This window comes from Pseudomonas sp. A125, from assembly GCF_055409485.1.
Genome location: NZ_JBUZVP010000003.1, coordinates 89355 through 104662, shown reverse-complemented (window position 1 = coordinate 104662; position 15308 = coordinate 89355). Strand labels below are relative to the sequence as shown.

At 63.4% G+C, this 15308-nt stretch carries 11 protein-coding genes; 10 read left to right on the top strand and 1 reads right to left on the bottom strand.

What is annotated here, in order from left to right; all coding sequences use genetic code 11:
• The first annotated feature begins 5 nt into the window (after positions 1 to 5).
• From ACZRN6_RS05535 to tagF, 6 genes are read left to right on the top strand one after another with little or no spacing between them, the layout of a single operon-like run.
• Positions 6 to 1967: a type VI secretion system Vgr family protein gene (locus tag ACZRN6_RS05535; RefSeq protein ID WP_322144527.1), complete on the top strand. Its 1962-nt coding sequence runs from the start codon at positions 6 to 8 to the stop codon at positions 1965 to 1967.
• Positions 1957 to 3405, top strand: coding sequence for a type VI secretion system-associated FHA domain protein TagH (gene tagH, locus ACZRN6_RS05530; RefSeq protein WP_464007388.1), 1449 nt, complete (start codon positions 1957 to 1959; stop codon positions 3403 to 3405). Before ACZRN6_RS05535 ends, tagH begins: the two co-directional genes overlap by 11 nt.
• A gap of 9 nt (positions 3406 to 3414) precedes the next feature.
• Positions 3415 to 4746 carry a type VI secretion system baseplate subunit TssK gene (gene tssK, locus ACZRN6_RS05525; RefSeq protein WP_464007387.1) on the top strand — a complete coding sequence of 444 codons (1332 nt, stop codon included), beginning with the start codon at positions 3415 to 3417 and terminating at the stop codon, positions 4744 to 4746.
• A gap of 15 nt (positions 4747 to 4761) precedes the next feature.
• Positions 4762 to 6048, top strand: coding sequence for a type IVB secretion system protein IcmH/DotU (icmH, locus tag ACZRN6_RS05520; RefSeq protein ID WP_464007386.1), 1287 nt, complete (start codon positions 4762 to 4764; stop codon positions 6046 to 6048).
• A gap of 3 nt (positions 6049 to 6051) precedes the next feature.
• Positions 6052 to 9606 carry a type VI secretion system membrane subunit TssM gene (gene tssM, locus ACZRN6_RS05515; protein ID WP_464007385.1) on the top strand — a complete coding sequence of 1185 codons (3555 nt, stop codon included), beginning with the start codon at positions 6052 to 6054 and terminating at the stop codon, positions 9604 to 9606.
• A gap of 9 nt (positions 9607 to 9615) precedes the next feature.
• Positions 9616 to 10200: a type VI secretion system-associated protein TagF gene (gene tagF, locus ACZRN6_RS05510; RefSeq protein ID WP_464007384.1), complete on the top strand. Its 585-nt coding sequence runs from the start codon at positions 9616 to 9618 to the stop codon at positions 10198 to 10200.
• Position 10201: 1 nt separating this feature from the next.
• On the opposite strand, the gene ACZRN6_RS05505 is transcribed toward tagF, so the two are convergent.
• Positions 10202 to 10522, bottom strand: a complete 321-nt coding sequence (locus ACZRN6_RS05505) for a hypothetical protein (protein WP_464007383.1) — start codon at positions 10520 to 10522, stop codon at positions 10202 to 10204.
• A gap of 180 nt (positions 10523 to 10702) precedes the next feature.
• Here ACZRN6_RS05505 and ACZRN6_RS05500 point away from each other — a divergent pair, with 180 nt between their 5' ends.
• The 4 genes from ACZRN6_RS05500 (at position 10703) to ACZRN6_RS05485 (ending at position 15308) form a co-directional block, all read left to right on the top strand.
• Positions 10703 to 11629 (top strand): substrate-binding domain-containing protein, encoded by a 927-nt coding sequence (locus tag ACZRN6_RS05500; RefSeq protein ID WP_322144534.1) that lies wholly within the window; start codon positions 10703 to 10705, stop codon positions 11627 to 11629.
• Between the two features lie 63 nt (positions 11630 to 11692).
• Positions 11693 to 13201 carry a sugar ABC transporter ATP-binding protein gene (locus ACZRN6_RS05495; RefSeq protein WP_464007382.1) on the top strand — a complete coding sequence of 503 codons (1509 nt, stop codon included), beginning with the start codon at positions 11693 to 11695 and terminating at the stop codon, positions 13199 to 13201.
• The gene (locus tag ACZRN6_RS05490; protein ID WP_464007381.1) at positions 13167 to 14159 is read left to right on the top strand and encodes an ABC transporter permease; all 993 of its coding nucleotides are present in this window, start codon (positions 13167 to 13169) and stop codon (positions 14157 to 14159) included. Before ACZRN6_RS05495 ends, ACZRN6_RS05490 begins: the two co-directional genes overlap by 35 nt.
• A 69-nt stretch (positions 14160 to 14228) precedes the next feature.
• The gene (locus ACZRN6_RS05485) at positions 14229 to 15308 is read left to right on the top strand and encodes an alcohol dehydrogenase catalytic domain-containing protein (RefSeq protein WP_322144537.1); all 1080 of its coding nucleotides are present in this window, start codon (positions 14229 to 14231) and stop codon (positions 15306 to 15308) included.

Genomic DNA, 15308 nt, shown 5'->3' with positions numbered 1-15308 from the left:
CCACCATGGCAACCACCCAAACCCGGCGCGAGATCCAGGTCAGCAGCGTGCTCGGCGCCGATGTGCTGTTGTTCCGGCGCATGCAGGCCCGGGAAGGCCTGTCGCAGCTCAGCGAGTACACGCTTGAGCTGTACAGCGAGCGCACCGACCTGAATATCGACGACCTGCTGGCGACCCAGATGAGCGTGGCGGTAGACCTGCCCAAAGGCGGCAGTCGTTATTTCAGCGGGCACGTCAGCCACTTTTCGTTTACCGGGCGCCAGGGCCGTTTCGCCACCTACAAGGCGGTGTTGCGCCCGTGGCTGTGGTTCTTGACCCTGGCCAGCGACTGCCGGATTTTCCAGGCACTGAGCGTGCCGGACATCCTCAAGCAGGTGTTCGCCCCGTACACCATCGCCGATGTCGACACCTCTGGCCTGAGCGGTAGCTACCCGGCACTGACCTACTGCGTGCAGTACCGTGAAAGCGACTTCAACTTCGTCAGCCGGCTGATGGAGCAAGAAGGCATTTATTACTTCTTCAAGAGCGCGGCCGGGCGCCACACCCTGGTACTGGCCGACTCCTATGGCGCCCATTCACCGGCACCGGGCTATGCCCAGGTGCGTTTCATGCCCGCCGAAGACCACACGATGCGCGAAAGCGAGGTGATCTACGACTGGCGCATGAGCGGTGACGTGGAGCCGGGCGGCTACACCCTGCAGGATTTCGACTTTGAAAAGCCTTCTGCCAACCTGTTGGCCAAGTCCACCCTGGCCGGCAGTTACCCGCAGTCGAGCCACGAGCGCTATGACTATCCAGGCAAGTACACCGAGCGCAAGCAGGGCGAAACCTATGCGCGCACGTTGATCGAGTCCCTGCACACCGGCACCCAGCGTGTCACCGGCGCCACCCGCGCCCGTGGGCTGTTTCCCGGCGCCTTGATGACCCTGACCGAACACCCGCGCAGCGAACAGAACGCCCAGTTCCTGTTATTGGAGGCGCGTTATGCGTTGTCCTCGGACACCTACGAACCGACGCCGCCGGCCCATCCGGCGCCGGTGCTGACCTGTGACTTCACCGCCTTGTCGAAACAGCAGCAATTTCGCGCCCCGTGCAACAGCCGTAAACCGCTGATGCAGGGCCCGCAGACAGCCATGGTGGTGGGCAAGCAAGGCGAGGAAATCTGGACCGACAAATACGGGCGGATCAAGGTGCAGTTCCACTGGGACCGCGAGGGCAAACATGACGAAAACAGCTCGTGCTGGATTCGCGTCGCCCAGGGCTGGGCCGGCAAGCGCTGGGGCAGCCTGTTCACGCCGCGCATCGGCCAGGAAGTGATCGTGAGTTTTCTGGAAGGTGATCCCGACCAGCCGCTGGTCACCGGCAGCGTCTACAACGCCGAGACCATGCCGCCCTATGCCTTGCCCGAGAACGCCACCCGTTCGACGGTCAAGAGCAACTCGTCCAAGGGCGGCGGTGGCTACAACGAGCTGCGCTTCGAAGACAAGAAGGGCTCGGAGCAGGTGTTCCTGCATGCGCAGAAAAACCTCGACCAGCGCGTGCTCAAGGACTCCCTGGACTGGGTTGGCGGCGACCGGCATTCCAAGGTCGACCAGGACCTGCGCGAGAAGGTCGGCGGCGACCGGCATTCCTCGGTGGGCGGCCATCGCAATGAGAAAGCCACCGGCGATGTCTCGCTGTCGGCCGGCACCAACATGATCATCAATGGCGGCCTGAAAACCGGCGTCACGGCCGGCATGGACATGTACATGAAGGGCGGCATGAACGTGGTGATCGAGGCCGGCGCGACCATCACGCTGAAGGTCGGCAGCACCTTTCTGACCCTTACGCCGGCGATGATTATCGCCTCGACCATTCCGATTCCCCTGCCTGAAGCCGCGTCTGCGGCCACTGCACTTGCGCTCACAGCAGCCACCGGCCCGGCCGGGGTGCCGCTGCCACCGAAGGAGGCCGACGATGGCAAGTAATCCGCTGAATTTGATTCTTCTGGTCAGGAGCTACCGCGACCAGCCAATGCCCGGTGAGGTGATCTGCCGGTTTACCGAGGCCGGCGGTTCGATTGGCCGTGGTCCGGACAATGACCTGACGTTGGATGACCCGGGTAAATACATTTCCCGTGTGCATGCGCGCATCGAGTTGCGTGGTGTGCAGTTCTACCTGACCGACACCGGCAGCAACCCGAGCCTGGTCAATGAGCGCCCGCTGGGCAATGGCCGTGAGCGGGCGTTGGAGGAGGGCGACCGCCTGGTGATTGGCGACTACGGGCTGCAAGTGCGCCTGGAGCAACCCGAGATCGAGGTGCCGGACGACGCCATGGCCACGCGCATTCTGCCGCCGCTGTTCGTCCCGCCGCCTGCGCCGGTGGCCGCGCCGTTGCCGGCGCTGGAGGTGTATCGCGAGCCGGAGGTGGTGGCGCCGGTGGTGCTGCATGATGCCCTGGCCGGGGCGCGGATTCTGGAAGGCGGCTCGCTGTTTGACGGGGCGGTGCCGCTCTCCGACCCGTTGGGGTTGAACCTGATGGGGCGGGTGGAACCGGCATTTCGCGGCACTGAAAGCGACCATGTGGCGCCGCAGATGCAGGCGTTTACGTTGCCGGTGATGCATGTGGAGCCCCAGGTCATTCCTGAAGACTACAATCCGCTCTTTGGGCTGACACCGGAACCTGTGGCTGCCCACGATCCAAATGTGGGAGTGGGCTTGCTCGCGAAAGCGGTGGGTCAGCCACCGGATGCATTGACTGAGCCACTGCATTTGCGAGCAAGCCCGCTCCCACACAAGCCCGCACCCACACTGGAGCAGAGCGAGCCCGTCAGTGACGACGCGGTATTCAAGGCCTTGCTCCAAGGCCTGGGCCTGGAAAACCTGCACACCACCCGTACCCCCGTCGAGCTTGCGCACCTGGTCGGCGAAATGCTGCGCACCGCCACCGGCGGCACCATGGCGGTACTCATGGCCCGCGCCCTGACCAAACGCGAAAGCCATATCGACATGACCATGATCGGCGCCCACTCCAACAACCCGCTCAAGTTTTTCCCCGACCCCCACAGCGCCCTGACCCAAATGCTCACTGCCGATTCCCCGGCCTACATGCGCCCGGTCAAGGCCATGGGCGCGGCATTTGACGACCTCAAGGCCCATGAACTGGCAGTGATCGCCGGCATGAACGCGGCGCTGGGCGCGGTGGTGCAGCGCTTCGACCCGGCCCGGGTGGAGCAACGCCGCACCACCCACGGCGCCCTCGACAAGTGGATGCCCGCCCGGCGCAAAGCGCGCTTGTGGGACCGCCTGGTAGAACGCTACGAGGACCTGGCCCGGGATGCCGACGAGGACTTGCAGCGCCTGTTCGGTGAGTTGTTTTCGGTGGCTTATGAAGAGCAGGTCGCGCGGTTGCGCACCGGCCAATGAGAAGAATTTATGTCCTGGAATAACAAAGTAGTCTGGTCCGAAGGCATGTTGTTGCAGCCCCAGCACCTGCAACAACACGACCGTTTTTTACAGGCGCAGCTGGAGGCCCGGGTCAGCACCTTGCGCGCCTACGCCCATGGTTTTTCGAGCCTGAAAATCGACCTGCAGCAGTTGGCCCTGGGCAAGTTGTCATTGCTGGCGTACAGCGGCGTACTGCCCGACGGTACGCCGGTCGGCCAGCCCTTCGACGATGAAATGCCGCTGCCTCTGGAAATCCCCGCAGACGCCCGCGACCTGAAAGTGGTGCTGGCGCTGCCGAGCCTGCGCCCCGGCGTGGCCGAAGTCGACGACAACCCAGGCTTCGAAAACTTCGCCCGCCACCGCAGCAGCGAGTACGAGGCCTGGGACAGCAACGGCCTGGACAGCAGCGCGCTGATGAGCATCGGCAAACTGCGCCTGCGCCTGGCGTTTGAAGGTGACGTGGCCGACGCCTACACCACCCTTGGCATCGCCCATGTGGTGGAAAAACGCGCCGACAAAAGCGTGGTGCTCGACCGCGATTACTGCCCGCCATGCCTGGACATCCGCGCTGCCGAACACCTTGGGGCGTTTGTCGATGAATTGCTCGGCCTGTTGCAGCAACGCGGTGAAGCCCTGGCGGCACGCCTGAACCGCCCGGACGGCAGCGGCGCGGCCGAGATTGCCGACTTCCTGCTGCTGCAGGTGCTCAACCGCAGCCAGCCGCTGGTGCGGCATTTGGCGGCAATGAGCGGCCTGCACCCGGAGCAGTTGTACCGCGACCTGACCGGCCTGGCCGGCGAACTGGCGACCTTTACCCAGGCCGACAAGCGCGCCTCGGCTTACCCGGTGTACCGCCATGACGCGCTGGCTGAAACCTTCGCCCCGGTGATGCTCGACCTGCGCCGTTCGCTGTCGACCGTGATGGACGCGCGGGCCATCGCTATCCCCCTGGAAGAGCGCCAATACGGGATCCGCGTGGCGGTACTGCCCGACCAGGATTTGCTGCGCTCGGCCACGTTCATCCTCGCGGTGCAGGCACACATGCCGGCCGAAAGCGTGCGCAACGGCTTCCCGCCGCAGGTCAAGATCGGCTCGGTGGAGAAGATCCGCGACCTGGTCAATCTGCAACTGCCGGGTATCGGCCTGCGCCCGCTGCCGGTGGCACCACGGCAACTGCCGTTCCACGCCGGCTTCACCTATTTCGAACTCGACCGCAGCAGCGATTACTGGCAACAGCTGAGTAATTCGGCGGGGTTTGCCATGCACATCGCCGGGGTCTTCCCGGGGCTGGACATGCAGTTCTGGGCCATTCGGCGCTAAGGCAAGGTGACTGACGTGAATGACACTTTCGATGGCGCCCAGGACCCGGATCGCACCCTGCTGATCCCCACGCCCGGCGGGCGCCGGCCTCTGCCGGCAGCCAGCCCGGTGGCCGATGTGCAGAGCGCCGCCCTGGTCCTCAAGGGCCTGGGCCTCAACCCGCTGGTGCGGGCCGCCAACCCATTGCTTGACCTCGTGGTGCCCCTGCGCATGCTGACTGCCATGCCCGACATGGAAAGCCTGCGCCAGCGGCTGATCCAGGCGGTGCAGGCGTTCGAGGCCCAGGCCCGGGCCAGCCAGGTGGATGTCGAAACCGTGGCGGCGGCGCGCTACGCGCTGTGCACCCTGGTGGATGAAACCATTTCCAGTACGCCATGGGGCGCCGGTGTGTGGGGCAGCCGCAGCCTGTTGGTGACCTTTCACAATGAAGCCTGGGGCGGCGAAAAATTCTTCATGATTTTGCAGCGTCTCAGCCAGGACCCACGCACCCATATCCACGTGCTGGAGCTGATGTATTTGTGCATGGCCTTGGGGTTGGAAGGGCGGTATCGGGTGCTGGATCGCGGCCTCGACCAACTGGGCCTGTTGCGCGAGCGCTTGCTGCAACTGATCAAGCAGCAGCGCGACAACCGTGAACAAGACCTGTCGCCCCGTTGGCGCGGTGCCGAGGCGCCCCAGGCGTCGATGTTGCGCCGGGTGCCGTTGTGGGTACTGGCGACGGTAGCGGCGGTGCTGCTGTTGAGTGTGCAGTTGACCTACAGCTGGTTGCTTAATCGTGCGTCCGATCCGGTTTTCGCGCAGTTGGGGGCGATTCGTGTGGCGTCGCCGCTCAAGGTGGCGGCGCCTGCAACACCTGCGCCGGTGCGCCTGTCGGGGTTCCTCGCGCCGGAAGTCGCCCAGGGCCTGGTCACGGTCAAAGACAGCGCCGACCGTTCGGTAATCACCCTGCGCGGCGATGGTGTATTTGCTTCCGGCAGTGCTGAAGTGGCAAGCAACTTCGACGGTTTGCTCAACCGCATCGGCGATGCATTGGCCACGGTGCCGGGGGATGTGGTGGTGGTTGGGCATACCGACAACGTGCGGCCTTCGGCGACGTCGCGGCTGGGCTCCAACTTCGACCTGTCCCAGGCCCGCGCCAAGACCGTCGCGCGCCTGCTGGGGCAACGCGCAGGGCCGGCCGAGCGATACCGCAGCGAAGGCCGGGGTGAGACCGAACCCCTGGTTCCCAATGATTCACCGGCCAATCGTGCGCGTAACCGGCGTGTCGACATCACCGTGCTGATCCCCTCCCAGGCGCAATAGACCATGAACCTGTCCTCGTTTTTTTCATTGTTATGGTCCCCGGTGGAGCGCTTTATCCTGTGGTTGCTCAAGCCGTGGTTGTTGTCGCTGATCGGCGTGGCGCTGCTGTCGCTGCTGGTGTGGTACGAAGGCCCGCTGCTGGCGTTCAACGGCACCGAGCCGTTGGCGCCGGAAGCACGGCGTTGGGGCTTGATCGGGGTGTTTGTGTTGGTGTGGGCCGGCTACTTTGCCTGGCGTGTGTGGCGTGCCTGGCGGGCCAATCGCGGGTTGATGGCCGGGGTTGCGCAAGTGCCGGCGGGCGAGCGTGAATCCCAGGCAGAAGTGAATGAACTGGGCGAGCGTATGCGCTCTGCGATGGCGGTGCTGCGCAAGGCCAACCCCGGCTGGAAGATGAGCGGGCAGTATCTGTATCAACTGCCGTGGTACATGTTTGTGGGCGCGCCGGGCAGTGGCAAGACTACTGCGCTGACTCATTCCGGCCTGCAGTTTCCCCTGCGTGAAGCGATGGGGAGCGGGGCCATCGGCGGGGTCGGCGGCACCCGGCATTGTGACTGGTGGTTTACCGATGAAGCGGTACTGCTCGATACAGCCGGGCGCTACACCACCCAGGACAGCTACACCGAAGTGGACAAGGCCGCCTGGGGTGGTTTTCTCGACCTGCTGAAAAAACACCGTCGCCAGCGCCCGGTCAACGGTGTGATCGTGGCCCTGAGCGTCAGCGACCTGTTGCAGCAAACCGAAGCCCAGCGCCAGGCCCAGGCCTTGGCGATTCGGGCGCGGATCAACGAATTGTATGAGCGCCTGGGCCTGCGGTTTCCGGTGTACGTGATCATCACCAAGTGCGATTTACTGGCGGGCTTCTCGGAATTTTTCGAGACCTTTGGCCGTGAGGAGCGGGCCCAAGTGTGGGGCGTGACCTTCCCGCTGCAACAAGACCCGAAAGCCGACACCGGCCTGGCGTCGTTCCCCGCTGAATTCGATGCCCTGGAGCGCCAGCTCCAGGGGCGAGTGCTGGAGCGCGTACAGCAAGAGCGGGACCTGTCGCGCCGGGCCTTGCTCTACAGCTTCCCGCAACAATTCGCCAGCCTGGGCGAGGGCCTCACGCGGTTTCTCAACAGCATCTTCGAGGCCAACCGTTATCAGGAACCGGCGTTGCTGCGCGGTGTGTACTTTACCAGCGGCACCCAGGAAGGCAGCCCGATTGACCGGGTACTGACCTCACTGGCGGCGTCCTTTGGCCTGGGCCGCAAGGTGCTGGCACCGAATGTTGCCAGTGGCCGCAGCTACTTCATCACCCGCCTGCTGCGCGAAGTGATCTTCAAGGAGGCCGGGCTGGCGGGCGTCAACCACCAGGAAGAGCGTCGCCGGCGCTTGCGGGCGCGGGGCGGGCGGATCGTCGCGTCGGCGGCGTTCGTGCTGCTGTTGCTGGGCATGACCATCAGCTACAACCGCAACCTGCAACTGATCGGCGATTCGGCAACCGCGGCCGCCAACGTTGCGCAACTGGCCAGGGAACTGCCAACCGAAGGCGATGTGCTGGTGACCTTGCCCTTGCTTAATGCTGCCCGCGCGTTGCCCGATGGCTACAGCGACGGCGACAACAGCGTGCCGCTGCTCAGTCGCATGGGCCTGTACCAGGGCAACAAGCTGGGGGCGGGCGCGGTGACCTTGTACCGGCGCCTGTTGCGCAGCACCTTGCTGCCGCACATCGTGGCGAATATGGAAAACGCCTTGCGCCGGGGCGATGCCAGCAACCAGGAGTTCCTCTACGAAACCCTGCGGGCCTACCTGATGCTGGGTGAGCGGCAGTTCTTCGATGCCGCTTCTGTGCAGGCGTGGGTGGATGTCGACTGGCGACGTGAATTGGCCCAGGCCACCCCGGCGCAGTTGCAGCAGTTGTCCGATCACGTCTCGGCATTGCTGCAAGCCGACGACGAAGCCGAGCCGGTGCAACTCGACAGTGCGCTGATCGCCAAAGTGCGCCTGGCCCTGGCAAGCATGCCGCTTTCCCAGCGCATCTATAACCGGGTCAAGCGCCAGGTGGAGCAGCAACACTTGCCGGAACTGAGCGTGAATGGCGCGGTGGGCCGCGATGTATCGTCGTTGTTCACCCGAGGCAGCGGCGAGCCGTTGTCTCGTGGGGTCAGTGGTGTGTATCGCATCGCCGGCTATCGCGAACTCACCGACAAGGCCCCACAAGCCGTGGCCGACATGGCCAAGGACAGCTGGGTGCTCGACCGCCAGGAATCGGCGCAAATCGCCGGCGGCAGTGCCGCCATGCAAGCCGCGGTACTGGAGCTGTACTACGCCGACTACATCCGCCAATGGGACACTTTTCTTGGCGACGTGCACCTGGTGCCGTTGACCAGCCTTGGCCAGGCGTCCCTGGTGACCAACGTGCTGGCGGCCAACGATTCACCGCTGCGCGCGCTGCTGCTGGCGGTAGCCAGGGAAACCACCCTGGAAGGCGCGTTGACCTCGGCCGCCAGCAAAGACACCGACCAGCGTGTGCGCGACAAAATCGCCGCCGCCACGCAAAAGCTCCAGGCCGCCCTGGGCAGCGACGCCCCGGCCCCGACGGTGGATGCCAGCGCGAATCCGGTAGACCAGCACTTCGCCGCGCTGCATCGCCTGGTGGGCAACGGCACCAGCCCGCAACCTGTGGATGAGATGCTGGCCTCGCTCAAAGACGCCGGCCAATACTTCGACAGCGCCGATGCTGCCCGGCGCAGCGCCGCGCCGGCGCCCACCGGGGAAGTGCTGGAGCGCTTGAAGCGTGCCAGCGATACCCAGCCGGCGCCGTTGTCGACATTACTGCGTGATGTGCAAGCCGGCGGTGCGGCGCTGACCCTGGGCAACGAGAAGGCCCGTTTGAATGCATTGTGGGAAGCCTCGGGTGCGCCGTTCTGCCGGGCAGCAATCGCCGATCGTTACCCGTTGGTGCGCAGCTCCAGCCGCGATGCCACCGCCGATGATTTCGGCAAGTTCTTTGGCCCGGGCGGGCTGATGGATGACTTTTTCAGCAAGAACCTCGCGCCGTATGTCGACATGAGCGGCAGCCAATGGCGCTGGCGTTCCAGCGGCGTGACGCCGCTGAACATCTCCCAGGACGTGCTCAACCAGTTCCAGCGTGGCGCGCGCCTGCGGGACATGTTCTTCGTGGCGGGGGCACGCCAGCCGTCATTGCGTTTTGACCTGAAAACCCTGAGTGCCGACCCGGCCCTGACCCAGGTGACCCTGGACATCGATGGCCAGCCGGTGGTGTACGAGGCGGGCAGTGTGGCGGACTTCACCGGCATCAGCCTGCCCAGCGGCAAGGCAGGCGGGCTGGTGCGACTGCAGGCGACGCCGGCGCTGGTCAGCCCGCTGCGGGCCGATGGGCCTTGGGGTTGGCTGCGGATGATGGACAAGGCAGCGGTCAGTGCCCAGGGTGAGTTGCTGCAAGTCACGTTCGATGTGGAAGGGCATCGGGTGGTGTATCAATTGCGGGCCAGCAGTGTGATCAACCCGTTCCGGCGGGATGCGCTCGAGCAGTTTCGCTGCCCGACGACGTTATAGGGATTGGGCATGGATCAGCAGTTGACGGGTTTTTTCGGCAAGGTCCCAAGCCATGGGGATTTTGTCAGTCGCCGGTTGCCCGAAGCGTTTTTGCGGCCCTGGGACGCGTGGCTGCAAAGCGGCTTGCAACACAGCCGCGAGCGCCTTGGGGCAGGCTGGCTGGAGGTGTATTTGTGCAGTCCGCTGTGGCGCTTTGCCTTGGCGGCGGGGGTGTGTGGCGAACAGGGCTGGGCCGGCGTGATGTTGCCCAGCGTGGACCGGGTGGGGCGCTATTTTCCGTTGACGGTGGCGGTGGCGAGCGAAGACGTATCGCCCCTCGCACGGTTTGAGCAGGATGGCGAATGGTACGCGCAGGTCGAGCGGTTGGCACTGTCGACCCTGGTTGAAGGGTTTACGTTGGCCGCGTTTGATTCGGCGCTCAGGGCATTGCCGCCGCCGTCACCCCAGGCACCGGTGGAAGAGGGCGTGCTGGCGGGGCATTCGATGTTCTGGACCGAGGGCTCGCCGCTGTTGGCGCCCACGACGATTACCTTTGCAGGCTTGCCGGGGGCGTCGACATTTGCCGATATGCTGGCGGATCGCAGCTCGGCGTGAGTTACACCTGGGCCAGCGAGGCGACAGGGCTCTTGGGGAGTGTTGGGGTTGCAGGCACAGGGGCGGCATTTGTAGCCATTGAAGGCTTCGCGTTCACTGGGAACTCTGCACGGTCTGCGAATGTTTGCTGAACGGCCGGGACGAAGACCTCGGCACTTTTTGCTGCCGATTCATCCTGGGTAACGGCAGCAGGTTTGTCCTTGGTAGCCGATTTGAGCAGCTTGTCGGCCCCAAACGCGGCGCCGCCGCTGATAGCACCCAAGCCAATCGCTTTCAGGATCGGCATGGCAATCGCCTTCAAAATATTCAATATCGCGCCCATGGTCATTCACCTCTCATCCGGGTTTTTTCACGGTCTGGATAACCGCTCGTCCCTCTGTGTCAAAAACAGCGCCAGCGGTTCCATGCCCCCTTGCGCCGATTCAATTTCCTTGCTAGCTTTTCACAAAATGTTAACGATAACATTTGCTCTAAAAATAAAAACAAAACAGAGATCCTTGCCATGAAAATGCTTCCGAAAACCCTGTGTTTGTTGGCTTTTAGCATCAATATCGGTACCGCCGGCCTGGCGTATGCCGAGACCAAACCCGCGCCCATCCGCATCGGCGCCTCCTTCCAGGAAATCAACAACCCGTACTTCGTCACCATGAAAGACGCCCTGCAGGAAGCCGGGGCGACCATCGGTGCGCAGCTGATCATCACCGACGCCCGCCACGACGTGTCCAAACAGGTCAGCGACGTCGAAGACATGCTGCAAAAGGGCATCGACATCCTGCTGATCAACCCAACCGATTCGGTCGGCGTGCAGTCGGCCGTCAAATCCGCCCACGCCGCGGGTGTGGTGGTGGTCGCGGTCGACGCCCAGGCCGAAGGCCCGCTGGATTCCTTCGTCGGTTCGAAAAACTTCGACGCCGGCTTCCAGGCCTGCGAATACCTGGCCAGGAACATCGGCAACAAAGGCAACATCGCGATCCTCGACGGCATCGCCGTAGTGCCGATCCTGGAACGCGTACGCGGTTGCAAGGAGGCCGTGGCCAAGCACCCGGACATCAAGATCGTGAGCATCCAGAACGGCAAGCAGGAACGTGACCAGGCGCTGACCGTCACCGAAAACATGCTGCAGGCCCAACCCACCCTCAAGGGCATTTTCAGCGTCAACGACAACGGTTCTCTCGGTGCACTCTCGGCCATTGAAGCCAGCGGCCTGGACGTCAAACTGGTGAGCGTCGACGGCGCGCCGGAGGCGATCAAGGCCATCCAGAAACCCGGCAGCAAATTTATCGCCACCTCCGCGCAGTACCCGCGTGACCAGATCCGCCTGGCCCTTGGCATCGCCCTGGCCAAGAAATGGGGCTCGCAAGTACCGGCCACGATCCCGGTGGACATCACCCTGATCGACCAGGCCAAGGCCAAGGATTTCAGCTGGTAAACCGCCCGGGCCCCACGCCAGGCGTGGGGCACAGGTCATCCATCTGAATGCGAGGTCGGCGGTATGAGCAGTCTTCTGAAACTGGAAAATATCTGTAAGCGCTACCCGGGGGTGCAAGCCCTCAAGGCGATCAACCTGGAAGTGCAGCGCGGCGAGATTCATGCCTTGCTCGGGGAAAATGGCGCGGGTAAATCGACCCTGATGAAGATTCTGGGCGGGGTCGAGCATCAGGACGAAGGGCAGATACTGATCGACGGCCAGGCCCGGCAGTTCGCGACGTACCGCGATGCGATTGCCGCCGGTATTGGCATCGTGTTCCAGGAATTCAGCCTGATTCCCTACCTTACGGCGGTGGAAAATATCTTCCTCGGCCATGAGCTGAGTAATCGCTTTGGCCTGTTGCGCAAGCGCGAAATGGTCGAGGCCAGCGAGGCATTGTTCAAGCGCCTCGGCGTGAGCATCGACCTGCAATGCGCGGTCAAGCACCTGAGCGTGGCCGAGCAGCAGTTTGTCGAGATCGCCAAGGCCCTGGCCCTGGATGCGCGGCTGCTGGTGCTCGATGAACCCACCGCCACCCTTACGCCGAGTGAAGCCGAGCTGCTGTTCGAGATCATGCGTGAGCTCAAGCGCCAGGGCGTGGCGGTGATTTTTATTTCTCACCATCTGGAGGAAATTTTCCAGGTGTGCGACCGCATCAGCGTGCTGCGCGACGGCGGCAATGTGGGCGTTACTGATGTGGCCGACAGCGATATCGACCGCCTGGTGGAAATGATGGTGGGGCGGCGCCTGGAATGCAGCTTTCCGCCCAAACCCAGCACCGAGCGTGGGCCGCTGTTGCTGCAGGTCAAGGACATCCAGTTGGTGCGCAACGGCCCCCACAACCACTTTGAATTGCACAAGGGCGAGATTTTAGGCTTCGCCGGCCTGGTGGGCTCCGGGCGCACCGAATTGGCCCTGGGCATGATGGGCGCGCTGCCGTCGGTGAGCAAAGACGTGTGGCTGCGCGGTGAAAAAATCACCCTGGACGACCCGGCCCAGGCCTTGGCCCATGGCATCGGGTTACTGCCCGAAAGTCGCAAGAGCGAGGGGCTGATTACCGATTTCAGCATCCGCGAAAACATCTCCCTGAACAACCTGCCCAAGTACCAGAACGCCAGTGGCCTGATCGACAAGGACAAGGAATGTGCCAGCGTCGAAGCGCTGATGCGCCAACTGTCGATCAAGGCCCCCAGCGGCGAGAGCCGGGTGTTCAACCTCAGCGGCGGCAACCAGCAGAAAGTCGTGATTGCCCGCTGGATCAACCATCACTGCGACGTGCTGGTGTTCGACGAGCCCACCCGGGGCATCGACGTCGGCGCCAAGGCGCAGATCTACGCACTGATGCGCAACCTCACCGAACAAGGCTACGCAATCATCATGATTTCATCGGAACTGCCGGAAGTCATCGGTATGTGCGACCGCGTCGCGGTGTTCCACAAGGGCGCCATCGTCAAGGTACTGGAAGCGTCTGCCGTCAATCCTCAAGAGGTCATGCGCCATGCAACAGGGGGCTCAAGTGAATACGTCCATTAATGCCGTGGGGCCGAGCCGGCTGCGCCTGAACCTGGCGCGGTTGATTCGTTCACCGGCGTTTTATCCCTTTGTGGGGTTGCTGGTGGTGACGTTGGTGATGATCTTCGCCAGCGACAACTTCCTGACCGCCAACAACCTGTCGAACATCGCGCGCCAGGTGTCGATCAACGCGATTATCGCAGTGGGCATGACCTGCGTGATTCTCACCGGCGGCATCGATTTGTCGGTGGGGCCGGTGATGGCGTTGTCCGGCACCTTGACCGCCGGGTTGATGGTCGCGGGCTTGTCGCCGGGCCTGGCGATCGGCGCCGGGATGCTGATCGGCGTGGCCTTCGGCATCGGCAACGGCCTGTTCGTCGCCTACCTGCACATGCCGCCGATCATCGTCACCCTGGCGACCATGGGCATCGCCCGTGGGTTTGGCCTGATGTACACCGACGGCTATCCGATTTCCGGTTTGCCGGAGTGGTTTGGGTTCTTTGGCCGCGAAAGCCTGTTCGGTATTTCGGTGCCGATCCTGATCATGCTGGTGACGTACCTGGCGGCCTATGTGCTGCTGCAACACACCCGCATCGGCCGCTATATCTACGCGATCGGCGGCAACGAGGAAGCGGTGCGCCTGTCCGGTGTGCGGGCGGCGCGCTTCAAGTTGCTGGTGTACGCCATCAGTGGCCTGACCGCTGCGATTGCCGGGCTGGTGCTGACCTCGCGCTTGATGAGCGGCCAGCCGAATGCCGGGGTGTCGTTTGAACTCGACGCAATTGCCGCCGTGGTCCTGGGCGGCGCCTCGATTGCCGGCGGGCGCGGGGTGATTGTCGGCACCTTGCTCGGCGCCATGCTGCTCGGCGTATTGAACAACGGCTTGAACATGCTCGGGGTCTCGCCCTACGTCCAGAGTGTGATCAAGGGCGGGATCATTTTGCTGGCGATCTTTATCAGCCGTCAGCGCCACAAGTAAACCGGTTATCTCCACGCGGCCATGGCGGCCGCGAGGGGTTCTCTCATGCTCAAGAAAGGTCAGCACATCATGGATAAGCACAACGAAATGCAGGCTGTCGTCTGCCACGGCCCCAAAGACTACCGCCTGGAACGCATCGGCAAACCCCAGGCGCGGGTCAACGAGCTGGTGATTCGCATCGCCGCCTGCGGCATCTGCGCCAGTGACTGCAAATGCCACTCGGGTGCGGCGATGTTCTGGGGCGGCGATAACCCGTGGGTCAAGGCGCCGGTGGTGCCGGGCCACGAGTTTTTCGGCTACGTGGTGGAGGCGGGCGAGGGCGCCGAGGAGCACTTTGAGGTGAAGGTCGGCGACAAAGTGATCGCCGAGCAGATCGTGCCGTGTGGCAAGTGCCGCTTCTGTAAGTCCGGTAAGTACTGGATGTGCGAGGTGCACAACATCTTCGGCTTCCAGAAGGAAGTGGCCGAAGGCGGCATGGCCCAGTACATGCGTATTCCCAAGACCGCCATCGTGCACAGGATTCCGGAGTCGGTGTCGCTGGAAGACTCGGCGCTGATCGAGCCGATGTCCTGCGCGATTCACACCGTCAACCGCGGTGAGATCCAGCTGGATGATGTGCTGGTGATCGCCGGTGCCGGTACCCTGGGCCTGTGCATGGTGCAGGTGGCTGCGCTGAAGACCCCGAAAAAACTGGTGGTGATCGACATGGTCGACGAGCGCCTGGAACTGGCGAAAAAATATGGTGCCGACGTGGTGATCAACCCGTCCCGGGAAAACGCTCGCGAGATCATCAACGGCCTGACCGACAATTACGGCTGCGATGTGTACATCGAAACCACCGGCGTGCCGGCGGGCGTTACCCAAGGCCTGGATTTGATCCGCAAGCTGGGGCGGTTTGTCGAGTTCAGCGTGTTTGGCGCCGAGACCAGCGCCGACTGGTCGATCATCGGCGACCGCAAGGAACTGGACGTACGCGGCGCGCACCTGGGGCCGTATTGCTACCCGGTGGCCATCGATCTGTTCGAGCGCGGCCTGGTGACGTCCAAGGGCATCGTGACCCATGACTTCGGGCTGGATGACTGGGCCGAGGCGTTTGAATTGGCCAACTCGACCAAGTCGATCAAGGTGCTGTTGAAGCCGGTGGTCTGA

Excerpts from the sequence above, each read along its gene's own strand:
- ACZRN6_RS05535 (WP_322144527.1), top strand. The coding sequence starts at position 6 with ATGGCAACCACCCAAACCCGGCGCGAGATCCAGGTCAGCAGCGTGCTC.
- tagH (WP_464007388.1), top strand. The coding sequence starts at position 1,957 with ATGGCAAGTAATCCGCTGAATTTGATTCTTCTGGTCAGGAGCTACCGC.
- tssK (WP_464007387.1), top strand. The coding sequence starts at position 3,415 with ATGTCCTGGAATAACAAAGTAGTCTGGTCCGAAGGCATGTTGTTGCAG.
- tssM (WP_464007385.1), top strand. The coding sequence starts at position 6,052 with ATGAACCTGTCCTCGTTTTTTTCATTGTTATGGTCCCCGGTGGAGCGC.
- tagF (WP_464007384.1), top strand. The coding sequence starts at position 9,616 with ATGGATCAGCAGTTGACGGGTTTTTTCGGCAAGGTCCCAAGCCATGGG.
- ACZRN6_RS05505 (WP_464007383.1), bottom strand. The coding sequence starts at position 10,522 with ATGGGCGCGATATTGAATATTTTGAAGGCGATTGCCATGCCGATCCTG.
- ACZRN6_RS05500 (WP_322144534.1), top strand. The coding sequence starts at position 10,703 with ATGAAAATGCTTCCGAAAACCCTGTGTTTGTTGGCTTTTAGCATCAAT.
- ACZRN6_RS05495 (WP_464007382.1), top strand. The coding sequence starts at position 11,693 with ATGAGCAGTCTTCTGAAACTGGAAAATATCTGTAAGCGCTACCCGGGG.
- ACZRN6_RS05490 (WP_464007381.1), top strand. The coding sequence starts at position 13,167 with ATGCAACAGGGGGCTCAAGTGAATACGTCCATTAATGCCGTGGGGCCG.
- ACZRN6_RS05485 (WP_322144537.1), top strand. The coding sequence starts at position 14,229 with ATGGATAAGCACAACGAAATGCAGGCTGTCGTCTGCCACGGCCCCAAA.